The following is a 24,184-nucleotide window of genomic DNA, read 5'->3' as shown; positions in this document are numbered from 1 at the left end:
TCTTATAAAAGAGAAGCTTCAATAATTGTCCATTGTCAATAGTCAATTCTCAATTGTGTATATTTGGAGGTATTAAAAATGAATTCAGTATTAAAAATTCAGGGATTAACTAAGATCTATGGAATAAAAGGTTTTACTACTGTTGCGCTAGATAATATTGATATGGAAGTTAAAAAAGGAGATTTTTTAGGTGTGATGGGACCTTCTGGGGCGGGAAAAACAACTCTATTAAATCTTATGTCAACTATAGACAAGCCAACCGAGGGGCAGATAATTATTGATGGGGTAGACATTGCTAAATTAAGGAATAAGGAATTATCTAAATTAAGAAAAGATAAGATAGGTTTTATTTTTCAAGATTTTAATCTTTTAGATAATATGACATTGAGAGATAACATAGCACTTCCTTTAGCACTATCAAGAAAAAATCATAAAGAAATAGAAAAGAAGGTTCTAGAGATTGCAGATTTTTTCGGCTTAAATGATCATTTGGAAAAATATCCTTATCAGCTATCAGGTGGACAAAAGCAAAGAGGAGCAGCAGCAAGAGCACTTATAACTTCTCCAAGTATAATCTTTGCTGATGAACCAACAGGAGCATTAGACACTAAATCCTCCTTAGATCTTTTAAATTGTTTATCAAAATTAAATGAAAAAACTAATTCTACTATTATAATGGTTACTCATGATGCCTTTGCTGCTAGCTTTTGTAAAAAGGTTTTATTAATAAAAGACGGTAAGACTTATTCAAGATTAGATAGAAATGAATCAAGAAAGGAATACTATGGAAGAATATTAGAATTGCTTGCTTCTTTAGGAGGTGGAGATAATGAACTCTTTTAAGATGGCATTAAGAAATTGTAAAAATAATATTAGAGTATATTATTTTCATCTTATAGCAATGACAATTTCTGTAGCAATTTTATTTAACTTTCAGAGTCTACGATATGGTGAAACTATAAAAAACTTTGACAAGGTGGGAGATGGTTATTGTGCCATAATGCTAAAGACTATAACTGTTATGTTAATAGTATTCCTTGTATTTTTTATATGGTTTTCTACCAATATATTTTTAAAGCAAAGAAAAAAGGAAATTGGAATATATGCTTTTATGGGAATTGATAATTACCAAATAGGAAGTATATTCTTTTTTGAAACTTTACTTTTAGGTTTATTTTCAATACTCTTAGGAATAATAATTGGAATTTTTTCTACTAAATTGTTTCAAATGATTGTAATTAAGGCATCTGGTTTTCAGGTAGAAAGTAAATTTGATATAACTTTTAATTCTATAGGTAGTACAATATTAATTTTTTTAGCTATATTTTTATTTATGTCTTTAAAGGGCTTTATAAATATAGCAAGATGTAAGCTTATAGATTTATTTAATGCTACAAAAAAAGAGGATAAGATGCCTAAAATAGGTGTTCTAATCTATATTATAGCAGTAATTTCTGTAATTATTATTATATTAGGATACAGAAATGCTTATTTAGCAGCAGATAATTTTAATAAAACATTAAATGCATTAATATTAATAATTTTAGGTACCTATGGTTTACTTGGAGCAGTATTACCAGTAGCTTTAAAACATCTTATAAGAAGAAAAAGTTTTTTTTATAAGGGAGTAAATGTAATAAGTATAAGTAATATTGCTTATAGGATAAGAACAAATTATAAAACCTATGCTACAGTAGTAATTTTAATAGCAGCTACTATTACTGCTTTAGGAACAGCTATAACTATGAACTATACCTATAAAAGTCGTATAGAGAATAAATATATATATACTTTTTCTTATGCTTCCTTAAAAGATATAAATGAAAAGCCTATAAAAAATATAATAGAAAAAAGTAATCACAAAATTATAAAAGAAGTGAGCCTAAGACTACTTTATTCAGATAATATAGATGGTTATAACAAATATGGATTGATTTCCTTTGTTAAGTATTCAGATTTTATAAGAGTTTTAAAAGAACTTGGAAATTATGAGTTAGTTAATAGTATGAATTCGAATCTAACAGAAGAAAATCGTTGCATTTATGTTCAAAAGGCAGGAACCTTAATAACTTTAAGTTCAGGAGAAAAAACGGATGAATTTATAGTAAATGATAAGAAATTTTCAGTAAGTGAAAAAATTAAGATTCCTTTTCTTGGTGGAATATACCAATCAGATTTATTGATAATAAATGATAAAACTTATAGTGAATTAGAAAGGGAATTAAAGAAAATAAATTTTTATGGAATAAAGGTAGATAATCAAGAAAATACAAAAGTATTAACAAAAGAATTAGAAAGTATGGCAGATAAAGATAGAAATAATTCAATACATTATTTTTATTTGGACCAAAAGGATAGTGATAATTGGGTTAAATTTGTATATGTTATAGGATGCTTTTTAGCTTTAGTATTTGCTGTAGCTACTGGTAGTATAGTGTACTTTAAAATCTTTGATGATGCAAACAATGATAAGGAAAAATACAAAATACTAATTAAGTTAGGAATAGATGATAGTGATATAGCTACTTCAGTAAATAAGCAGATTTCAATATTCTTTATATTAACTTTAACCTTAGGAATACTTCACAGTATATTTGCTATAAGAATTCTAAGTAAAATGCTTTTTGTAAATTTAATAAAACCTTTTATAATAACTGTTTTAATCTTTATAGTTATATACTTAATTTTCTTTGTCATAGCTAAAAGAAATTTTATTAGAGTTATAAGAGAAGAGTAAATGCTTAGATTAAGCTTTCTTTAAATTTTCATAAAAATGATAAATAGACTTACCTTTGGGTGAGCCTATTTATCTCCTATTATGTTGAAATAGAGGAGCCACTTCATATAAATACTAGTAATATATTGCTAGTAAAAAGTAGTTTAAAAGCTAATTCGTAAAGAATTAATTTCAAATATAATTATGAATTTTGTATTGTGAACTGTGAATTAAAATATTTAAGTATTGTATGTTTGAAGAAAGCTATCAATCATTTTTTTATGACTTTTTACAATGTTTTCGGGTAAATTATCAAGGCTTATAAAACTAAATCCAAGAGATTCACTTTTATCTATTTTAAGGTCACCACTTATTTCTTCAGTATAGTATGCAATGGTAACAGCATAAAACTCATCACCATTAGGAACCTTTACTAAACTTTCTGGACCTGAGAATACATCTATTAATTTTAGCTTTCCAACAGTTAGACCAGTTTCTTCTAATACTTCTCTCCTTGCTGTATCTTCCGTAGATTCTCCAAGCTCCATTAATCCACCAGGTATTCCCCACATTCCATAGGAAGTTGTTTTTCGTTTTTGTAACAATATTCTATTTTTATCATCTACAATTATCACAACTGCTCCTACTAAAATAAGAGGCCTATGACCAACTATACTCCTCAATTCTTCTACGTAATTCATTTCTTTTCACCTCGTGTTTTTATATGATTTAATTATATAACAGTATTCTATTAGTTAGTATTATATTATAAATTATTTATATACTGTATCTAACTTATATATTTAAAATGAGAGGTTTATTTAATGTAGGGACGAATAGCGTTAACACAAAAATCTAAAACCATTTCCATTATTAGATATTAGATAGATAGATAGATAGATAGTTAATATTTCAGTAAGTAGTATTTAAAAAACTATCCTAAAATTGATAAATATATTATTGATGGAAATCATATTTATGATAATCATAATAGCACTAGATATTGGTATAAGAGTTGGAGAACAATGTTTGCTACTACGATACTGCGAATAATGAAGTATATGAGAAAATATTTTACAGAACAAATTGGTTTTTTAGTTTGATAAAAATTATATTTTTTATATAACGTGTCAAATTTTTTATAAAGGCAGGTAAAATTTAAATTTAAAAGATATTAAGTGTATAGAGATTTTTATCGATATATCTAAGGTATATATTATGGAAATTTGGCGGGAGTATATTGAGTTTATCTGCACTTAATAATTGGAATTATAAGTTATTTAATACGCTACAGAACCAGTCTTTACAACAAAATATTGCTATGAGGGAAAATAATAATCATAACAATTTTAATGACATAATGTTAAGAACTGAATCATCTAGTATTGACCATGCACTCATGAAGAAATATAGTTTGTCTGTGGCTATTCAGTCTGTGCCTAAAAATGAAGAGGAAATGGAAAGACTGATTCGAAATGGAAATTTAAGCGATATAACCATAGCACCTAATATCATTGAAAAAATGAAAACTGATTCAAAAATAAAGGCAAATGTGGAGAAAAGTATTGAATTATATTTAAATCGAGAAATACCAAGTTTAAAATCACTTGAATCTCTAGGAGTTACAGTGGTAACCTCTGGAGTTATTATTCATGAGGATGGAACAACAACAGTTTGGAGTGCATCTGAAACTTCACAGGAGGAAAAGGAAAAAGGGAAAAGAATTCAGGAAGAGAAACAAAAGGAGAGAGAAGCAGAAAGGTTAAGACTTGAGGCAACTTATAAAGGAAAATATTCAACAAATATTTTGTTGCAAAGTATGTTATCTATGGATACACATATAAATTTCTCTTTAGATGAGTCTTTCGTTAATTCTTTGCCTGCATTAGAACTGAAAGTAAGAAGATCTATTTTATAATAATTTATAAGAAGATAATTTTAAATATAATATTAAACCTCTTTACATAAAGTTATGATAAAATAGCTCTGTAGAGAGGTTTTTATAAAATAAGCCTAAATAATGATTGTTTTATTATCTACATTAATTAATTTTAAGGAGAGATTATATGAATTTTAAAGAGATTATTGATAATTATGCCTATGATGAAATAGATAATATATTTGATATATCCGTTGATGATATTAGTTCTCTTTGTAATGAAAGTTCATTTTATAAAAACAATGTATTTTATTTATTACAGCATAAATTTTTTCAATTTGAAAAAATGAATAAGAAAAAAGAGCTTGCATATGTCAGCCATCTAATATCATTTCATCTTTTTATAATTTTAACTCCAGTATTAGCAGATGAACTTGCATTTTCTTATGCAGAGAAATCACTAGAATTTGATTCGGAAAATGTTAATTATAAAGAATGGATATTATTTTTTAATGATAAATTAGAAGAGAAATTATTATATAAATATGCTGAGGATGTACTTGAAGTTGATAAAGGTAGCGTACTAGCTAAAAGAGTGTTAGGGATTTCCATTGACTAAAAGTGGTGCTTAAATAATATAGAATCGTAAATTTTACTTTTAAAAATAACTAAAATTAGAAAAGAAAAATAAAAATTATAAAAGTTCATTACTATAAATAAAAAAATAGTATAGCAATTTAATAATATATTGGTTTAATAGAGGTGATAGAGTGGAGGTTTATAGAGCTAAAGATAGTGATCGTAGATATTTAAAATATGAAAAAAGTTTTTTACATTCTACAGCAATTATAGTAGCTGAAGAGGACAAGATTAAAGCAGTTTTAGAATATGAAATAAAAAGTTTAAAATATGCGGAATTAGTAAATTTTCAAATTATAGAAAACTGTGATGAAAGCTTAGTCTTTAAAAAGCTAATAGAGGAGATTATCTACTGGAATCCTTATTTAAGTAAGATTATATATAATGATGAGAAATATAAAATAAGAGAAGAGATTTTAAAAGATAGTGGTTTTATTAAGAATAAAAACTGGGCAAAAATTATAGATAATGGTATAGAAGTTTTTAAAGTTAATATAAAAGATATAAAGCCAGAACAGTTAACAGTTGATAAAGTAAAGTTAGAACGAGTAAATTCATGGATAAACTGTCCAGAGGATGTTGTTGTCACTTGCATTAACATAGATGATAGAATAGTTTCAATAGATGGACATTCTAGATTGGTTTCAGCATTTTTAAAAGGATTTTCTTATGTATATGGATATTACGAAATAGATAATGTGGACTTAAAATTCTTTAAAACCTGTATTAATTGGTGTGAAGAAAAGGGAATTTTTTCTGTTGAAGATTTAACTAAAAGAGTAGTAAGTCCTAAAAAACATGAAGAAATTTGGATTAAACGTTGTCGTGAATATTTTAAAGATGAGGAAAAATAAATTATATTTAGAGGGATTTTTATTATAGAAATCTGCAATAAATTAGTTATACATAAATAATAAATGAAGGGAAATATTAAATTGCCCTTTCATTTATTACACTATAACTTAATTAAATAATATGTTTAATTAAGTTAATTAGCAGCAATCCCAATTATACATTACTTTTGAGAAGTCTAGATTTTTTAAATCTTCCTCTCTTATAAAGAAGTTAGCAATACCACTGTCTCCAAACATTAATTCTGAGTTTCCGTCACTTTCCATATCTAATTGAAGTAATAAAGTATCAAAATCTTCATATCCTTTATAATTTGCTCTTGGATCCCATTGAGTGAAATTTGGATATCCACCTATTCTAGAATAGGCTTCATCAAGCTCTTCATAATATCGTTCTAATAAGGACTCATATTTACCGTCTTCTATGTTATCAAAATCACAGTTTTTATATACTTCCTCGAATTTATAGTCATTGGCAGTTATAAACATTTTTTCTAAGCTAAAACTCATTTTCATTTCTCCTGTTAAAGGAAGATATTCATCTTCTTTTAATTCTCCTAAGAAGGAAAAATCTTTAACTAATTTTGTTTCATCTTTAATAACATCAGCTACGTATATAATTCTAAAATTATCTTGTTCAAGGAGCCCAGGATATTCCATGTTATCAAAGTTTGCACCATAAAAATCATCGGAAAATATAAAGAATTGTAATATTCCTTTTTTAGGATAAGGTTCTATATGAGAAACTTCCTCAAAATTAATTTGAGATAGCAATCTTAAATGCTCTCCTTTAGAATTTTTAGGGCATTGTGATCCTATCTCTAAATAAGGGTTTCCACCTATCTTACTTTCCCAGGGTTTAGTTGATTGCTCTTTTACGTCTATAGTTATGGTTGATTTTAATGTACTTTGTATAACATCTTTAAATTCATTAAATTCTTTTGATAACTGTATATTTTTCATATAAAATTCCCACCTTATTTTATTATTTATAAGATATACTTCAATTTAAAATAGTATCAAATTTTAACAGTAATAACAATAATTCTAACCTGTTTAAAAACTAGTTGTTCTACAACTCAGTAACTTAAGTAAAATAGGTTTTAAAATTTCTATTTTTTTATTTACACTACATATAAATTGCATAAAATTTTCCAACCTCTTTATAAAAAATAATATTGTTAACTCATTGAAAACTAAAGGTTTATTATAGATTTTTTATCAATTTTTCTAAAAACACAAAGTGGTTGGTAAAATTTCAAGAAAATCCTTTAACTTCAATGGTTTTAATGATATCATAAAAATAGAAGATGGCTTGAATTCAACGGTTGAACCTTAACATAGGATGTATTTAAAGATGCAATTATTGGGCAGAATATAGTAGGGAGAAAGCGTTGAACCTTAACATAAGATGTACTTAAATTCTTTTTCAAGCTGGATAATATAAGAGTGTTTTAATTGAGGCTTAAAAAAGTTCTTTAAATAAAGTAGCTATATTTAAAGAACTTGTTATCTTTTTTACTAAAATTTAATAATATTAAAATAGCTTTTGTTGATAATATTGATATATTATTTTATTATAAAATGTAGAAAATTTTTGAGTAGGTGAATGTATTGAAAGGTAAATGTTATTTTTGTGGCAAGGAAGTTACTAGTGGTGGAGGAGCTAACCATATTAAAAATTGTAAAAAGCGATTAGAATTAATAAAAGAAAATAAAAAGATAGATGGTAAGCATGTAGATAAGTTTATATTGTTAATTAAGGATAAATACATAAAAGATTTTTGGATGTACATATCTATAGAGAAAAATGCTAAGTTAAAAGATTTGGATAAGTTTATAAGAGATGTATGGGTAGAATGTTGTGGACATTTAAGTTGTTTTAAAATAAAAAATAAGATATATGGTGAAAATAAAGTAAATGATAGTATTTGGAGCTCTTATGATGGCAATATGAATAAGAAATTAAAAGACTTGGTACAAATTAAAAATATTTTTGAATATGAATATGATTTTGGATCAACTACATATATAACAATAAAAGTTATAGATGAAATTTCAGATATAAAAACTAAAAATATTATAGAAATATTAGCTAGAAATAATGAACCGGCTGTTCAATGTGATGAATGTGGAAAAAAGGCTAAATATGATTTTGAAGATGCTTATGAAGGAATTACAAAATATTTGTGTGATGAATGTATAAAAAACTACGATGAAGACGATGAAAATTACATTGAAGAACTAGAATATGTCAATTCTCCAAGATTTGGAGTTTGTGATTATGATGGAGAAAAAGACGATGAAAAACGTTATTTACCTTTGATGGAGATTAAAAGTGATTATATAAAGAAATCAAAAGAAAATACTCAAAAATATGAAGAAATTAAGAAACTTTTAGAAAGTTTTTGTGATGAATTAGAAAATAAGGAATTAGAATCTGTATGTATAAACCTCTTTGAAACTCTTAAAAATGAAGAATGGCAACAATTAGATAGAGGGAAAAATAATACTATAGCAGCGGGAATTGTTCATGCCATATTAAATGTAAACAGGGTATTTTTAAATATGATGTTATTAGAGGAAGGTGCTATAGATATAAGAGTAAAGGATATAGCAGATTACTTTAATATTAGTGAAGGAACGGTATCAAAAAAATCTAGAGATATTAGAACATTCATGGGAATGGAAGAAGGAGAGGAAGAGTGGAAAGTAGAAAGTATATATAAATATGGTATATTTGAAAAGACACTTAAAAATTATAATTTAGCTGAAGATTTTCAAGAATTGATTGAAAATTTTATGGAGACGGATAATGAAAATTTGCAGCTACTTAACGATATATATTCTGATATAGAAAATAATAATTATAAAGAAGCTGAGAGAAAATTAAAAGAGCTTTTAATTTATGAAGAAGATAAATTAGGAGAAAAATTTATAAAAGAGAATAAAGGTAATTTTTGGTTAATACCAGAAACTAGAAAATATATGGAGATGAGAGTTGACTATGCAGATGTTTTATGGCTTTCTAGGAAAAGAAATGAGTCCTTAGAAGTAGATAAGGGAACTTTAGAACTAAATCCTAATGATAATCAAGGGGTTAGAGATTGGGCAATATTCAAAGCAGTAAATTTAAGAGATTTTGACTATGCAAAAAAACTTTTCAAAGATTATGAGGAAGATAGAGGGGCAACTATGCTTTTAGGAAAAATACTATATAATTATAGTTTAGGGGATATGAAAAAAGCTAAAGAAAACGCAGAATCATTAAAGGATCATAATCCATATATAAAAGATTACATAATTGAGAAAAAAAGAATTCCACTAGAAGAACCATTTTTCTATGGATACGGAGACGAAAATGAAGCAATAATTGCTATGACATATGCAAAGGATGCTATAAATGAAACACTAGGATTTAAAAAATGGGTTAAAGAAAATATGTAAAATAGACTCCTATTAGCATATTGAGAATTCAAAGCCTAGGAAGAGATGTTAATCTAAAAAGATACCAAGTGGTAATTTTTATTATATATGAAGATTAATTTTCCCAACCATCTTAAAAATTAAAGTTCCCTTAACCTATTGAAAATTCAAGGTTTAAGGGAAGTTTTTTATTATTTTTTTAAAAAACATAAAATGGTTGGGAAAATTTTAGATAAGCCTTTTATTTTCAATGGTTTTAATGATATCATAAAAATAAAGAATGGCTTGAATCCAATGGTTGAACCTTAACATAAGATGTATTTAAATGCTATCAAATAAGCCATTATATCATCACACAAATTAGTTGAACCTTAACATAAGATGTATTTAAATATTAAGGAATATAGAAAAAGGAAGAACAAATAATCCAAGTTGAACCTTAACATAAGATGTATTTAAATAGATTATTAGCAATGCTTAATGGTACACTTACTTGCGTTGAACCTTAACATAAGATGTATTTAAATAGTTATTTTAATAGACAATTGTAATCTATTACGCTACAATTATTGAACATATTATAAATATATTAATTTTCAATGGGAGGTTATTTTATATGAGCAAAATAGTGAAAACACCTAAACCTCCTTATTATGCAGTTATTTTTACATCTATAAGAACTTTAGATGATAATGGATATGGGGAAGTAGCTGATGAGCTAGTTAATATTGTTTCTAAACAAAAGGGCTTTTTAGGAGCAGAAAGTGTCAGAGATGAAGAAGGATTTGGAACAACAATATCATATTGGGATTCTTTAGAGAGTATTAATGAGTGGAAATGCAATGTTTCGCACATGAAAGCAAAGGAAATCGGAAAGAAAATGTGGTATTCAAAATATATGATACGAATTTGTAAGGTAGAAAATGATAATTATTTTGATAGTACTTTTTAGTTCATATACTTTTTAAAGTGTGAATTAAGAGAACTCTTTTTAAGAGTTCTCTTATAATATTCTATATTATTAACACTATTCTTTAACATAGCCTTAATTTTAAATATGATAAATAAAAATTATGGGGGAATTTTTAAATGAAAAAGTTAAGTAAAGAGTCTTTCAGAGGTGTTTCTGAAAACATGAAAAAGTATGCTCGACCATTAGAGACAGCAATCTTTGACCTTTATTTTCATAATGGGGATGTGGAAAAGGTATTATGTGAGTTGAAGAAATTTCAAAATGAAGATGGTGGATTTGGACATGGAGTAGAGTCAGATATAAGATTACCATATTCTTCTCCAATGGCAACATCTGTAGGGCTTAGGCATTTATCAAAAATAGATAGCCTTGAAGAAGCAAGAAAAATGATAAAAAAAGCAATAAATTATTTAGAGTATTCATACGATAAAGAAAGAAATGGATGGTTTTCAGTTTCAAAGGAAGTGAATAATTTTCCTCATGCTCCTTGGTGGCATTATAACGAAGAAGAGAATATGACAATAATAGATAAAATTTGGGGAAATCCTTCAGCTGAAATAATTGCATGTTTATATAAATATAGAGAATATGTAAAAACTTTAAAAGTAGATGATTTAATAGAGTTTGCAATAAAGCATATTGAAGATAAAGAGAATTTTAGTTCAGAACATGAAATTTTTGTTATATTGAATTATACGAAGTTTTACCTATAGAACTAAAACAAAGGCTGGAAAAAAGAATATCAATAGCTATAGAACAGGTAATTATATATGATGAAAGAAAGTGGCAGGAGTATATACCAAAACCATTAGATTTCGTTGAAAGTCCTAGAAATTGTAAATTTGAAATAAAAGAGTCTAAAATAGAAAATAATTTAGACTTTATAATTAAAGAATTAGAAGGGGAAGAAAAAATAAATCCATCTTGGGGAGAAAGTATATATATTGATGAGCTAAAACCAGCGTATAATGAATGGATAGGAGTGCTTACTTTAAATAGCTTAATAACTCTAAATAACTATGAAAGAATAGAGAAGTAGAAAAAGCTAACTAGCATAAATCGAGTTTTTATATTGTATTACTATAGATAAATTGCCTTCAAACTTAATGTATACTCTGGGGTATTTTAGTTCACAATTCACAATGCAAAATGCACAATTAATGTGGAAATTATTTTTAACAAAAATAATTCCTTTAATAGATTTTTTAACTAGTAGCACAATTGTTAGTTTTCCACCTCTGGGGAACAGTGGTGAAGCCCTTTAGGGTTCCCCTGAGGTGCAGTATAGCTCGGCACAATACTAATAAATTTAACTAATACTATGGATAGGCTACATTTACTAGTGTTTTATTGTAGTGGTAAACACTGTTCGCCGCTACAGTTAGTCAGTTCTAAATTTCTCAGTTACTACTGAGAAATATCCGAAATTGTGAATTATGAACTGTGAATTTTGAATTTAGTAGTATTAGTGGCAATACCAATAAGTGTTAATTATTTTCAGGGATAGATCAAATTTAGGGGTGGTATATATAGCTAATTTTACTATATCAAAAAAATACTTATTGAATAGTATAAAAATAAATGATAAAATGGTTTCATAATAAAATGAAGAGGAGATTTTTATGAGTGCGATAGTTCTAAACTAAGTAATTGAATAGTGAGTCTTTAGAAATTTTAAAATTGACCTATTTTAGTAGGTTTATTTGTTGTAAAATTTTTTAGACTTAAACTTAGTAGAACGGGGTTCACATTCTCCTTGATATAGGACATTAGTAAATAAATAGTCAATATATTAGTGTATTTTAGTTCATTGTTAATTGTATGACGTAAGGTATGCTATCTGTATTTTGATTAATTATTTTGTTTAAGATGTCTAGAGAGGTAATAATCCGGGCTAATGCTCGGTTTTTTTACGCCATTTTAGAATTAGGTTCCATAAAGAAATTCTATTCATATAAACAATACACTATTATGAAAAACTATGTTTTGCTATTAGCATATAATTTGTTAGTATTTAATTATATATTTAGCTAAGGTTTTTCAGTTATTGTAGTTTATTTATGGATGATTTTCTTTGTTAAAGATAATTCTAAATATAAAGAGGACGAAATTTTAGGCTATAAGTGAACGTTTGTTTACTTATAGCCTTTTGTTATAACATTATAAGTTTTAAAGGAAAATTTTTAAATAATTATATAGAGCATCTAAAAGAATCACATTTACTAAGTTAATAAGTAATTATAAATATTTTATAACACAGTAAGATTACAAATAGGTTGATAGGACTTATTATTCACAATATAAAATAACAAAAAAAGTTTTAAACGATTAAGAGAAATGAGTAAATGGAGGAATTAAAAGTGAATAATAAAGCAATCGAATTATTAGAATATAACAAAATAAAAGAATTATTAAAAGGATATGCACTATCAGATATGGCTAAGGAAAGAATTGAAAAGTTAGAACCTTATGTGGATATAAATATAATTAGGAAAAATATGAGGGAAACCACGGAAGCTAGAGCTATAGTTGATATAAACTCAAGTGTGCCAATTCATAGCTTAACTGGTATTAAAGCAGTAAGAGAGAAGATTGAAAAAGGAATGATTCTTTCACCAGAAGATTTGGATATGATTTCTGAACTCCTTAGGGAAATAAAAAGACTGAAAAGATTTATGTTAGATAAAGAACAGGTTGCGCCAACTATAAGTTTATATGCATTATCAACCTCTGAACTAGGTGGATTAAGAGAAGAAATAGAAAAATCTATTGTAAGAGGAAGAGTAGATGATAGAGCAACCTCTAAACTCTATAAAATAAGAAAGAGAATTATAATTTTAGAGGATAAAATTAAAAGTAAATTGGACAGTGTATTGAGAAATGAAAGATATAAAGGATACCTTCAAGATTCTTTAGTAAGTCAAAGAAATGGCAGATATGTAATCCCTATAAAAAGCGAATATAAAAATGATATGGATGGAAACATCCATGATAGATCTCAAAGTGGTTCTACAGTTTTTGTTGAGCCAGCAGAGGTTAAAAAAATACAGGATGAATTAGACTTTGAAAAGTTTGAAGAAGAAAAAGAAATATATAAAATTTTATCCAATTTGACTAATCTTGTTTGTGATAATATAAAGGAAATAAAAATAAATATAGAAGTTATGAGTAACTATGACTATATTTTTGCAAAAGGAAAATATAGCAAAGCTATAGAAGGAAGAGAAGTTGGATTTAATAATAGAAACTATATAAATATTAAAGATGCTAAGCATCCATTATTAGGCAAGAATGCCGTTCCACTAAATTTTATAGCAGGAGAACATTATAAAGGGGTAATTATTACAGGACCAAATACAGGAGGAAAGACAGTGGCTTTAAAAACAGTAGGGCTACTGACTTTAATGGCTCAGACAGGACTTCATATACCAGTAGCTAAAGGAAGCGAAGTTGGAGTATTTGCAGAAGTGCTAGTTGATATTGGTGATGGTCAAAGTATAGAACAAAATCTTAGTACCTTTTCGTCTCATATCAAAAATATAATAAGTATATTAAACTGTGCAGATGAATATAGCTTAGTAATTTTAGATGAGGTTGGATCAGGAACAGATCCTAGTGAGGGTATGGGCATAGCTGTAGCTATACTTGAAGAACTCTACAAAAAGGGAGCAGTAATTTGTGCCACAACTCATTATAGTGAAATAAAGGATTTTGCACAAAACCATATAGGATTTATAAATGGTTCAATGGAATTTGATATTAATACTCTTAAGCCATTATATAAACTTAATATTGGCAAAGCTGGAGAAAGTAATGCATTTTTAATTGCACTAAGACTTGGCATGGATAAAGGTATAATTGAAAGAGCTCATGCTGTAACTTATAAGGAAGAGAAAATTTATTTAGAATATAAGGAGCAGAATGAGAATGTAATTAAGAAAGAAAAAGATTTAGTAATTCATCAGGAAAAAGTTGAAAAACTAAAGTCAGCTGAAAAAAGAGAAAAACTTAATGAAATTAAAGATACAAAATTAAGTTTTAATATTGGAGATTGTGTATATATTAGTTTTATGAATAGAACGGGAATAATTTGCGAAGGAGAAAATTCCAAAGGCGAATATGGCGTTATGGTGATGAAAAAGAAAATTAAAATTAATAAAAAGAGATTATCTATTTATATAGATAAAGAAGAACTTTATCCTGAAGAATATGATTTAGACATTGTTTTTAAAAGTAAAGATTACAGAAAAAAAGATAAACTAATGAATAAGAAACATGTAAAAGGACTTTTGATAGATGCTACTGAGGAAATTTAAAGCTTTGAACTGATAGGATTAAGTGAGATAATATACAGTATCATATTAAATGTATAAATTGGATAAGTGAAACCTAATTTTATTTATCTACGTAAAATTAATATACTAAATTATTAAGAGTTTAAAGAGATAAGGCAATAATTATGCCTTAAAAATATCTTTAAACTCTTATTTTTAGTATTTAGAACCTATTAGCCAATAGTATTAAACTGATGTCAAACCGCCATCGACAAATAATGTTTGACCAGTTGTATAGCTAGAAGCATCTGATGCAAAGTAGATAACTGCACCATCTAACTCATCAGTATTTCCTGGTCTTCCTGCTGGACAAACTGCATTATACATTTTTAAATAGTCTTCACTATATAATGAAGTTTCTGTCATCTCTGTTTTGAAAAGACTAGGTCCAATTCCATTTACAGTTATTCCATGTTGAATTAGGGAAGTTCCCATACCTCTTGTTAAATTGATTACTGCACCTTTTGACGCATTGTATGCATGAAGAGGAGCATTTTTGCTACCTATAAGTCCACAAACAGAAGCAACATTAACTATTTTTCCATATTTTCTTTCTTTCATATGTTTTACAACATGTTTAGACATTAAAAATGCACCTTTAACATTAGCATCCATAACTCTATCCCATTCAACCTCTTCTATATTTTCTACAGAACCTGCAGATGCTACTCCAGCATTGTTAATCAATATATCAATCTTACCAAATTTATCAATAATAGCAGCTACTGCTTTAATTACATCTTCTTCTCTCGTAACATCACATTTCACTGGGAAGGCTTTTCCGCCCATAGCTTCAATTTCTTTAGATAAACCTTCTAATTTTTCATATCTCCTTGCAAGTATTGCCACGCTAGCGCCTTGATCTGCAAAAGTTTTAGCAAGTTGAACTCCTATTCCACTAGAAGCCCCAGTTATAATTGCCACTTTACCTGTTAAATCAAATAAATTTCTCATCGCAACATCTCCTTAATCTTTAATAAAATTTTTATAAAATTATTATACATCATTATTATTAAAAGTCCTACTTTATTTGTGAATAAGATGAAAATATTATTGAACCTATTTTTATTAAAATATCTCTTTTCTGTAATATATTAATATACTCATGGTGTAAATTACGCTGAGATTATTTATAACTTTCAATTCTGGCTAAAGTTCATGAGGAAAGTGCCTAAATATTATCGTATTTTTCCAATTTTAAAATAACTAATCTCTATATAAACTTTGTTTTGTAAGAGTTGGACCTACGTCAAAGTTATTTCCACCTAGAGCATTTATTATTTATCCAATATTTTCGCAAGTGGTATTTAGAAAGTTATGTTTTAAAAATATAAGTTAACAATATATTATTATAAATTACTATAGAAGAAAAATTTCTATAAAAAAGTTAAATCTTTATATGAAGTATTATGAATAAATGATAAAATATACCAATAATATGTCGTGATATATCCATATTAGGTATTTTTAAAGCTATAAATAAATTTGTAAAAAACTGAGTTATGGGGGAAAGATTAATGAAGGGTAATATGTTAATAAGAAGTTTCTTGATATTAGTAATTGTAATAGAACTAGTTAGTAATAATACATATGCTTATCAAGCTGCATCATCAGTTATCAATAAAGAAAATATCACTGAAAATATAGAAAGTAAATTAAAAACAAATATTAATTTCGGTGATAGTGTACAACCTATAAAATTACAGGGAACTTGGAATGGTAAAAAAACCACGGTAAAACCTTTAGTAATATTAATGGAATTTCCTGATTACACACATGAAGATATAAAGAAGGAAGAAACACCGAGAGACTTTAAAGATTGGTCTAAAAAACACTATGAAGATATGATATTTGGAGATAAAACTTATATTGGGCCCAAAGGTGAAGAACTTTTTACTATGAAGCAATATTATAATGAGCAATCAGGAGGGAGCTTTAATATAGAAGGTGGAGTAGCTGGTTGGTATAAAGCAAAGCATAGTGCAGAGTATTATGGAAAACCATATAGAAATGTTAGAGATAGTAATGTTACTTCCTTAATAAGAGAAGCTTTTGATAATGTTTGTAATGATAAAAATATTGATTTAAGTGAATATGATATAAAGGATCCTCTAGATATGGATGAAGATGGAGATTATGATGAACCAGATGGAATAATTGATTATCTAATTGTTATACATGCAGGAAAAGGTGAAGAAGTAGATGGAGGAACATTAGGAGAAAATGCTATTTGGTCTCATAGAAATGCTATCAGTGAACATGCACCATATATGAAGAAAGATATTAATGGAAATTTAATTGGTATTTATGATTATATGATAGTTCCACAGGATGCAGGAATAGGAGTTTTAGCTCATGAATATGGACATGTACTGGGGCTTCCAGATGAATATAATGTAACAGATAATGGAGGAGATAACCCTGTTGGATATTGGTCTGTTATGGCAAGTGGTAGTTGGGCTGGAATAAGTGGTGGAGCTGATCCTACTGGACTTAGCCCTTGGTGCAAAAAATATTTACAAGATGAATATGGTGGCAATTGGGTTAAGGAAACTAGGCTAAAGTTAGAGGAGATAGATGAAAAGGGATTAGATTTTCTTTTAGATGAAGCAAGCAAAAAAGGGGAAAATACTCAATTAATTAGAATAGATTTACCTAAACAAAATGCCTATGATAGAAATGAAAAGGATAAATACTATCTTATTGAGTGGCGTAACCATCAAGGAACAGATAGAGGATTGTCATCTACAGAGGGGGGACAAGTGTTCTATGATCCAGGTCTTCTGATATGGTATGTAGATGAAAATTATTTAGAAGAGGATAAATTTGGATATTTAACAGGAAATAAAGATAATGATGTTGAAGTACATCCGGGATATAGTTTTATAGGAGTAGTAGATAGTGATCAACATTTAATAATATGGAGTGACGCTAATACTGGCGAAGAGGTTGAAAAAGCTTCATCAACTTATCATGTGCACGATGCTGCTTTTAGTTTAAAAAAGAGTAAAAAAATCTTTGTAGATAATATAAAAAATAAGCCAGGTAAAACCACTTCAGATAATATTATTTTTATGAACCCTATATTTGACGATAGTAAAGATTATTCCAATAAAGGAATAAAAGAAGCTGGCAGAATACTTCCACAGTATGGACTTAAAGTTTATGTGACAGGGGAGAGTAAAGATAGAACTGTGGGAAAAATCCATATAGTTAGGAAAAAAGGAGATAATAATTTTACTGAAAGGAAGATATTAAAAGAGGGTATAACTTCTGATTTTATTCAGAACATATCATTAGATAAAAAAGTATTTAAATCAGGAGCAACTGTAACAGTTACCTTAGAAACAGATATAGATAATCCGGCAAAAGAAGCAGTTTTATGCTATGTAAATAATACTGAAGAATTTGAAGAAGAAAAAAAGATTGATTTGTGCTTAGTTAAAGGTAAATATGTAGGAAAATTAAATGTTGAAGATAATTTTAAATTAGGAAATTGGAAACCAAGATATATTATTTTACAGGATAGAGAAGAAAGGGTAGAAATAATATATAATGTAGATTATGAAAACATCATTGGAAATTCTGCTAATAAAGAAAAATTAACTGATGGAGAATTTAACGTTATTTCTAAATCCTAAATGGTATAAAAAACACTTTATCTGCAGATTTAAATAACATTAACGAGTATAATTATTATTTAAATTCATTAAGATTATCATACAATCTCTTGAATTTTATACTTAAATATTTGGAAATAATAATTATATAAATTTAGGAGGTGAATTTTATGGTGAATAGATTACCAGCCCTATTTATTGCACATGGAAGTCCTATGAATGCAATCTTAAAAAATTCATATACTGAATCACTTGAAGAATTAGGAAAGTATATGGAAAGGCCAGAGGCTATTATGGTTATTTCAGCTCATTGGGAAACAAAGGGAACTTTTATTACCTATGACGATAAGCCAAAACAAATTTATGATTTTTATGGTTTTCCAGAAGAATTATACAATATAAAATACAATCCAAAAGGTGGAAAAGCTTATGTTGATATGATTGTTGAAGAGTTGAAAGATGAAGATATTAAAAGAACCAATGAATGGGGACTAGATCATGGAGCTTGGGGAGTACTTACTCATATATATCCTAATGCAGATATACCTGTATTTCAATTGAGTTTAAACTTATTGGGTGATGAAACATATCACTATAATTTAGGCAAAAAATTATATAAGTTAAGAGAAAAAGGAATATTAATAATAGGCAGTGGAAATATTGTTCATAATCTAAGGATGATTAATTATGATATGTACTCAAAGCCCTTTGATTGGGCTATTGAATTTGATGAATACGTTGCAAAGGCTATAAAAAATAAAGATCATAAAGAATTAATAGAATATAATCAAATGGGCATGGCTGCTAAGTTATCAGTTCCAACGAAGGAACACTATCTTCCATTATTATATATTGCAGCTATGCAACAAGAAAATGATGAGGTTAAATTTATACATGAATCTATACAAAACGGTTCTATGTCAATGAGAACCATACAAATAGGATAAAGAAGTTTTGTACTAACAGTATTTTAAAAATAAAAAACATGCTCATTTATGTACGTTAAGTGAGTATGTTTTTTTATTTATAGTATTATTATAAAATCCTATAGAACTTAGTAGTTATATTACATTATAGTATATTCATTGTATAGAGATAAGTTTGAAAATACAATAATAGATGAAAAGCTTTTAGAGGGAGGAAAATATGCACAAAGTTTACTTTAGTCAATACCATAAAGAAATTGAGGTAGAAAATGAAAGTCTACTTATAGATGTTATACGAAAAAATGGTTTTAAGTTGGAAACACCTTGTAATTCTAAGGGCATATGTGGAAAATGCAAGGTGAAAATATATGGAATAAAATCGAAGCCTAAAGATGAAGAAAAAAAGTTTTTAACAAATGCTAATGAGAGATTAGCTTGTACTACTAAAATAGAAGAAGATATTACAGTAGAGTTTTTAACAAATGAAAAAGAGGGTTTGAAGACTATAAATGAAGGTTATTCTATAGATGTAGATATAAGCAGTAGATTACAGAAGAAAAAGTTTCAAAATATAAAAAAAGCTGAATACAAATGTTCCATGGAATGTACAAGTTTTAATATAAAAGATATGGATATTATAAAAAAGATAGGAGACCTTAGAAAATATGAAGAAGAGGATCTTTATGTTGTAACTTTTGAAGATATCATTATAGATTTATTTAATGAAAATAAAAATATACTAGGTATAGCTTTAGATATAGGTACGACAGGGATATCCGCATATCTTTTAGATTTAGAAAATGGGAGTATACTTAATAAAGCTTCTACTTTAAATCCTCAAACTATCTTTGGAGGAGATGTTATTTCTAGAATAAGTTTTACCATGCAGGAAGAGAACGGTCTGGACAAGCTTCAAGAAGTAATAATAGAAAAAATAGATGAACTTATAAAAGAATTAATAGGCGAAAAATTTAATAGAGATGATATATACAATTTAAACATAGCAGCTAATACTACAATGCTACATATATTAGCAGGAGTAAATCCAGAATCTATAGCAAAAGCACCTTATAAAGCCACATTCTTAGATAAGATTGATTTAAGACCTAAGGAGTTAAATATTAAGATAAACCCTAAGGGAATAATTACTTTATTACCTTCCATATCTTCTTATGTTGGGGCAGATATTGTAGCTGGGATAGTAGCTATAGATATAAATAAGTATCAATCTGTAATATTTATAGATATTGGTACTAATGGTGAGATGGTTTTACTTAAGGATGGTAAACTCTACTCAACATCTACTGCAGCAGGTCCTGCACTTGAAGGAATGAATATAAGCTGTGGTATGAGAGCAGAAAGTGGTGCTATAGAGAAGTTTGAATTAGATGAAAACTATAATATAAGCTATGATACCATTGGGGGAAGTAGGACAAGAGGAATATGTGGAAGCGGACTTTTAGATATAACATCTAGTCTTATAAAAGCTAAAATAATAGAACCAAGTGGAAGATTCTCTAAGAATATTCCAGAAAATATAAAAAAAAGATTTAAAGATAAAAAATTTTATATAACAGAGGATATCTACATTTCTCAAAAGGATATAAGACAAATACAGCTAGCTAAAGGAGCTATAGCTTCTGGAATAACTATGCTTTTAAAAGAAGTAGATGATTCTATAGAAAATATAGAACATGCAATTATAGCTGGTTCTTTTGGATATCATCTTAAAGAAGAAAGTATAAGAACTGTTGGTATAATACCTAGTGGTTTTAAAGGAGATATAAAATTTGTAGGTAATTCTTCTGTAGAAGGTGCAAAATTATCACTTTTAAATAAAGACAAGCTTTTAGAAATGATGGACATAAAAGATAAAGTAGAAGTAGTAGATTTAAGCAGTAAAGACTATTTTCAAAAGTATTTTATAGAAGCTTTAAATTTTAATTAGACTGTTAAAATTCAATTCACAATGAAGAATTCACTATTCACAATTGTGGATATTTCTCAGTTATTCCTGAGAAATTCTAAATTGATTCTGTAGCGGCGAACAGTGTTCGCCACATAGCTAGCAATTACATTGCTAATTAAAAATCTGTTAAAGAAATTATTTTGTCTAAAAATAATTTCCTCCTTAATTGTCCATTGTCAATCGTCAATTGTCCATTGTATAAATTGTGCATTAAAACATAAGGAGGTGTTATAATTGAACAAATTTAAATGCTCAGGAGATGATAATGAACATATACCTGAGAAAATTTTACACTTAGGAATAAGCTTTCCAGAGGCATATAGTGAGAAGACAGCTATGACAAGGCTATCAAAAGAACTTAAAATTTATAAAAAAGATAATATATGTTTTTTACCCTTTTGTATGACTGTATTACCAGAGGCACTTGGAGCAAAGGTAAATTTAGGAGATCATAAATACCTTCCGAGGGTTAAGGAATATGCTATAAATTCATTAGATGAAATAGATAATTTAAAGACAATTAATTTTGGCTTAGGTAGGGTAAAGGAAGTACTAGACAGTATAGAAGAACTTAAAGCTGAAAATCCATATGTAGCATTAAAAGTAGAAGGAACCTTTACGGTTATAACTTCTATAATGGAGCCAAGAATTTTTTATAAACTATTAAGAAAAGATGAACATAAAGCTTTAGAAATAATAAAGAAGGTAGAGCAGGGAATTTTAGAATATATAAAAGAAGGAGTTAAAAGAGGAGCTAACATAATATCTTATGGAGATTCTAGTGGAGTAGAGTCTATTGTAGGTAAAAATATATACTTAAATTATAGTGGTAAGAGTACTTGTAATATAATCAGAAATTTTCAACAAGTTATTGATAATAGTTTAATTCATGTATGTGGATTAACTTCTTTAAGTTTATATAATAATGATTTTATTGCTTTTAATCCAATAAAATATGATAATAATCTAACTTATGGAGAAGGAATAATAAATATATTAAATGAAAGAAACTCCAGTAAAGCTTTAGGGGGACAATGTATAAAAAATACTAATAAGTTATTAAAGGAACCCTTAGCATATGAGATAATTTTAAAATAAAGAAGGGATGAGAAACTATGTATGATGGAGATTTAATACTTGATTTAAAACAAAGTGTAGTTGATATGGAGGAGGATGAAACTAAAGTCTTAGCAGAAAAGTGCATAGAAGATGAAATGGATCCTTTTAAAGCAATAAATGAAGGACTAGCTATGGGAATGCAGGAAGCAGGAAAATTATATGAAGAAGGAGAGTACTACATACCGGAACTTTTAATGTGTTCTGATGCTATGTATGTAGGTCTTGACGTTTTAAGGCCACATCTGAAAAGTGAAAGTAGTGAGAATAATTTAAGAGCAGTAGTTGGAGTAGTGGAAGGCGATACTCATGATATAGGTAAAAATCTCTTTAAGATAATGCTAGAAACTAACGGCTTTGAAGTATTAGATTTAGGTAGAGATGTACCTCCTATAGAATTTGTAAACAAAGCTAAAAATTTTAATGCCAATTTAGTAGGAATGTCTACTCTTATGACCACTACTATGGATAATATGCAAGTAGTTATAGATTTGTTAAAGAAGGAAGGAATAAGGGAAGATGTAGTGGTTATGGTAGGTGGAGGTCCTATATCACAAAATTTTGCAGATAAAATAGGCGCTGATGCTTATGCTCCAGAAGCTTCTAGAGCTGCTAGAATTGCAAAAAATCTTGTGAATGGGAAAGTTTTAAATGTATAAAGATAAAATGACAGCGCTAGAAAGAGCTATTGCATTATCTAAGGGTCAGGAGGTAGATAGAATTCAATGTAATCCTAATCTTTCTAATGGTATAGCAAGAATATCAGGATGTAAAATTTCAGAATTCAATCATAACTCAAAGGCATTAGCAGATGCAGTAATAGCTACTTATAATAGATTTGGTGGAGATGGCGCTAAGATTTTTACAGATTTATTTATACTTTCAGAAGCTATGGGAGCAAAAATGAAATATCCTGAAGATGGTACGGTGGATCTTTTAGAACCAGCAATAAATAAGGTAGAGGATATAGAAAATTTAAATATAGTTAATCCCTATAAAGATGGTAGATTAGCTATTCAAATAGAAGCAATGAAAATAGTTAAAGATAGAATTGGGAAAGAGGTGCCTGTTAGTACATTAATTGTAGGCCCTTTTACTAGTGCTTTTTTTCTCATAGGTGTAAAAGAAATGACTAGACTCATGATAAAAAATCCTGATGCTGTTCATAAATTATGCAAAATATCTTTAGAAAGCTGCTTGAGATTTACAGAAGAGGCTATTAAACAAGGGGTAGGTGTTACTATTGCAGAACCTATGTCATCTTGTACTGTTATAAGTCCTAAACATTTTAGAGAGTATGCATATCCTTACATTAAAACCTTTAGTAAATTTATAAAGGAAAGATGCGGAGGAGTATCCATACATATTTGTGGACAAACTGAAGATATTTGGGGAGATTTAGCACAGATGGGTATGGATGGTGTTAGTATAGATAATGTAGCTAGCCTTAGAAATTGTGTCAATAATGTTGGACATAGAATGAAGGTAATGGGAAATATCGATCCTTCTAGCATAATGTATTCTGGTAGCAGAGAAGATGTTAGGAAAGCGGTATTGAATTCGATAAAAATTGCACATAAAAATCCTAAAGGTTATATGGTAATGCCTGGCTGTGGGCTGCCTGTAGAGACTCCAGTAGAAAATATAGATGCTATGATGGATGCTGCTAGAGAGATAGGATGGCCTATAGATGAGGAAAAAATAGATTATCTTTTAAGTATAGATAGATATTAAA

Annotated in this window: 18 protein-coding genes; 15 read left to right on the top strand and 3 right to left on the bottom strand. The window is 27.8% G+C overall.

All coding sequences use genetic code 11. From position 1 onward, the window contains the following. The first annotated feature begins 78 nt into the window (after positions 1 to 78). A complete protein-coding gene (locus ACWPW7_RS15290; protein WP_454054208.1) occupies positions 79 to 843 on the top strand; it encodes an ABC transporter ATP-binding protein in 765 nt (254 codons plus the stop codon). Beyond that, positions 830 to 2,737, top strand: a complete 1,908-nt coding sequence (locus tag ACWPW7_RS15285; RefSeq protein WP_454054207.1) for an FtsX-like permease family protein — start codon at positions 830 to 832, stop codon at positions 2,735 to 2,737. The genes ACWPW7_RS15290 and ACWPW7_RS15285 overlap by 14 nt, the downstream gene beginning before the upstream one ends. A gap of 218 nt (positions 2,738 to 2,955) precedes the next feature. Here the strand turns inward: ACWPW7_RS15285 and ACWPW7_RS15280 are convergent, their stop codons facing one another. Continuing rightward, positions 2,956 to 3,417: an NUDIX hydrolase gene (locus ACWPW7_RS15280; protein ID WP_454054206.1), complete on the bottom strand. Its 462-nt coding sequence runs from the start codon at positions 3,415 to 3,417 to the stop codon at positions 2,956 to 2,958. A gap of 539 nt (positions 3,418 to 3,956) precedes the next feature. On the opposite strand from ACWPW7_RS15280, the gene ACWPW7_RS15275 reads away from it, so the two are divergent. The 3 genes from ACWPW7_RS15275 (at position 3,957) to ACWPW7_RS15265 (ending at position 6,088) form a co-directional block, all read left to right on the top strand. After that, positions 3,957 to 4,634 (top strand): DUF6033 family protein, encoded by a 678-nt coding sequence (locus ACWPW7_RS15275; protein WP_454054205.1) that lies wholly within the window; start codon positions 3,957 to 3,959, stop codon positions 4,632 to 4,634. Positions 4,635 to 4,782: 148 nt separating this feature from the next. Beyond that, positions 4,783 to 5,214 (top strand): hypothetical protein, encoded by a 432-nt coding sequence (locus ACWPW7_RS15270; RefSeq protein WP_454054204.1) that lies wholly within the window; start codon positions 4,783 to 4,785, stop codon positions 5,212 to 5,214. Between the two features lie 151 nt (positions 5,215 to 5,365). Further along, complete coding sequence (locus ACWPW7_RS15265) at positions 5,366 to 6,088, top strand: hypothetical protein (protein ID WP_454054203.1); 723 nt, start codon at positions 5,366 to 5,368, stop codon at positions 6,086 to 6,088. Between the two features lie 138 nt (positions 6,089 to 6,226). Here ACWPW7_RS15265 and ACWPW7_RS15260 read toward each other — a convergent pair whose 3' ends face one another. After that, on the bottom strand, positions 6,227 to 7,048 hold the full coding sequence (locus ACWPW7_RS15260; protein WP_454054202.1) for a YwqG family protein: 822 nt from the start codon (positions 7,046 to 7,048) through the stop codon (positions 6,227 to 6,229). Between the two features lie 651 nt (positions 7,049 to 7,699). On the opposite strand from ACWPW7_RS15260, the gene ACWPW7_RS15255 reads away from it, so the two are divergent. The 4 genes from ACWPW7_RS15255 to ACWPW7_RS15240 all read left to right on the top strand — a co-directional run bounded on the left by ACWPW7_RS15255 (position 7,700) and on the right by ACWPW7_RS15240 (position 14,800). Further along, positions 7,700 to 9,532 carry a DUF6398 domain-containing protein gene (locus ACWPW7_RS15255; RefSeq protein ID WP_454054201.1) on the top strand — a complete coding sequence of 611 codons (1,833 nt, stop codon included), beginning with the start codon at positions 7,700 to 7,702 and terminating at the stop codon, positions 9,530 to 9,532. 595 nt (positions 9,533 to 10,127) lie between these two features. Continuing rightward, positions 10,128 to 10,463, top strand: a complete 336-nt coding sequence (locus ACWPW7_RS15250; protein WP_454054200.1) for an antibiotic biosynthesis monooxygenase family protein — start codon at positions 10,128 to 10,130, stop codon at positions 10,461 to 10,463. Positions 10,464 to 10,600: 137 nt separating this feature from the next. Further along, a complete protein-coding gene (locus ACWPW7_RS15245) occupies positions 10,601 to 11,197 on the top strand; it encodes a hypothetical protein (RefSeq protein WP_454054199.1) in 597 nt (198 codons plus the stop codon). A 1,647-nt stretch (positions 11,198 to 12,844) separates the two neighbouring features. Beyond that, entirely contained in the window at positions 12,845 to 14,800 is a 1,956-nt protein-coding gene (locus ACWPW7_RS15240; RefSeq protein ID WP_454054198.1) for an endonuclease MutS2, read from the top strand. Positions 14,801 to 15,004: 204 nt separating this feature from the next. Here the strand turns inward: ACWPW7_RS15240 and ACWPW7_RS15235 are convergent, their stop codons facing one another. After that, positions 15,005 to 15,772, bottom strand: coding sequence for an SDR family NAD(P)-dependent oxidoreductase (locus tag ACWPW7_RS15235; protein ID WP_454054197.1), 768 nt, complete (start codon positions 15,770 to 15,772; stop codon positions 15,005 to 15,007). Positions 15,773 to 16,335: 563 nt separating this feature from the next. Between ACWPW7_RS15235 and ACWPW7_RS15230 the strand changes: the two genes are divergently transcribed. The 6 genes from ACWPW7_RS15230 to ACWPW7_RS15205 all read left to right on the top strand — a co-directional run bounded on the left by ACWPW7_RS15230 (position 16,336) and on the right by ACWPW7_RS15205 (position 24,183). After that, on the top strand, positions 16,336 to 18,459 hold the full coding sequence (locus ACWPW7_RS15230) for an immune inhibitor A domain-containing protein (protein WP_454054196.1): 2,124 nt from the start codon (positions 16,336 to 16,338) through the stop codon (positions 18,457 to 18,459). 149 nt (positions 18,460 to 18,608) lie between these two features. Continuing rightward, positions 18,609 to 19,385, top strand: coding sequence for a 4,5-DOPA-extradiol-dioxygenase (ygiD, locus tag ACWPW7_RS15225; RefSeq protein WP_454054195.1), 777 nt, complete (start codon positions 18,609 to 18,611; stop codon positions 19,383 to 19,385). A 199-nt stretch (positions 19,386 to 19,584) separates the two neighbouring features. Then, positions 19,585 to 21,312 carry an ASKHA domain-containing protein gene (locus ACWPW7_RS15220; protein ID WP_454054194.1) on the top strand — a complete coding sequence of 576 codons (1,728 nt, stop codon included), beginning with the start codon at positions 19,585 to 19,587 and terminating at the stop codon, positions 21,310 to 21,312. A 255-nt stretch (positions 21,313 to 21,567) separates the two neighbouring features. Beyond that, entirely contained in the window at positions 21,568 to 22,431 is an 864-nt protein-coding gene (locus ACWPW7_RS15215) for a uroporphyrinogen decarboxylase family protein (RefSeq protein ID WP_454054193.1), read from the top strand. Positions 22,432 to 22,448: 17 nt separating this feature from the next. Further along, positions 22,449 to 23,108 (top strand): corrinoid protein, encoded by a 660-nt coding sequence (locus tag ACWPW7_RS15210; protein WP_454054192.1) that lies wholly within the window; start codon positions 22,449 to 22,451, stop codon positions 23,106 to 23,108. Continuing rightward, positions 23,101 to 24,183, top strand: coding sequence for a uroporphyrinogen decarboxylase family protein (locus ACWPW7_RS15205; protein WP_454054191.1), 1,083 nt, complete (start codon positions 23,101 to 23,103; stop codon positions 24,181 to 24,183). The genes ACWPW7_RS15210 and ACWPW7_RS15205 overlap by 8 nt, the downstream gene beginning before the upstream one ends. The last annotated feature ends 1 nt before the right edge of the window (position 24,184 follow it).

Source organism: Clostridium sp. Marseille-Q7071 (genome assembly GCF_965112025.1).
Note: the sequence above shows the minus strand (reverse complement) of the source record. Positions and strands in the feature narration are given on the sequence as shown.

What these genes read in the sequence shown, in the direction of transcription:
- ACWPW7_RS15290 (WP_454054208.1), top strand. Translation starts at nt 79, where the DNA reads ATGAATTCAGTATTAAAAATTCAGGGATTAACTAAGATCTATGGAATA.
- ACWPW7_RS15285 (WP_454054207.1), top strand. Translation starts at nt 830, where the DNA reads ATGAACTCTTTTAAGATGGCATTAAGAAATTGTAAAAATAATATTAGA.
- ACWPW7_RS15280 (WP_454054206.1), bottom strand. Translation starts at nt 3,417, where the DNA reads ATGAATTACGTAGAAGAATTGAGGAGTATAGTTGGTCATAGGCCTCTT.
- ACWPW7_RS15270 (WP_454054204.1), top strand. Translation starts at nt 4,783, where the DNA reads ATGAATTTTAAAGAGATTATTGATAATTATGCCTATGATGAAATAGAT.
- ACWPW7_RS15260 (WP_454054202.1), bottom strand. Translation starts at nt 7,048, where the DNA reads ATGAAAAATATACAGTTATCAAAAGAATTTAATGAATTTAAAGATGTT.
- ACWPW7_RS15250 (WP_454054200.1), top strand. Translation starts at nt 10,128, where the DNA reads ATGAGCAAAATAGTGAAAACACCTAAACCTCCTTATTATGCAGTTATT.
- ACWPW7_RS15245 (WP_454054199.1), top strand. Translation starts at nt 10,601, where the DNA reads ATGAAAAAGTTAAGTAAAGAGTCTTTCAGAGGTGTTTCTGAAAACATG.
- ACWPW7_RS15235 (WP_454054197.1), bottom strand. Translation starts at nt 15,772, where the DNA reads ATGAGAAATTTATTTGATTTAACAGGTAAAGTGGCAATTATAACTGGG.
- ACWPW7_RS15230 (WP_454054196.1), top strand. Translation starts at nt 16,336, where the DNA reads ATGAAGGGTAATATGTTAATAAGAAGTTTCTTGATATTAGTAATTGTA.
- ygiD (WP_454054195.1), top strand. Translation starts at nt 18,609, where the DNA reads ATGGTGAATAGATTACCAGCCCTATTTATTGCACATGGAAGTCCTATG.
- ACWPW7_RS15220 (WP_454054194.1), top strand. Translation starts at nt 19,585, where the DNA reads ATGCACAAAGTTTACTTTAGTCAATACCATAAAGAAATTGAGGTAGAA.
- ACWPW7_RS15210 (WP_454054192.1), top strand. Translation starts at nt 22,449, where the DNA reads ATGTATGATGGAGATTTAATACTTGATTTAAAACAAAGTGTAGTTGAT.
- ACWPW7_RS15205 (WP_454054191.1), top strand. Translation starts at nt 23,101, where the DNA reads ATGTATAAAGATAAAATGACAGCGCTAGAAAGAGCTATTGCATTATCT.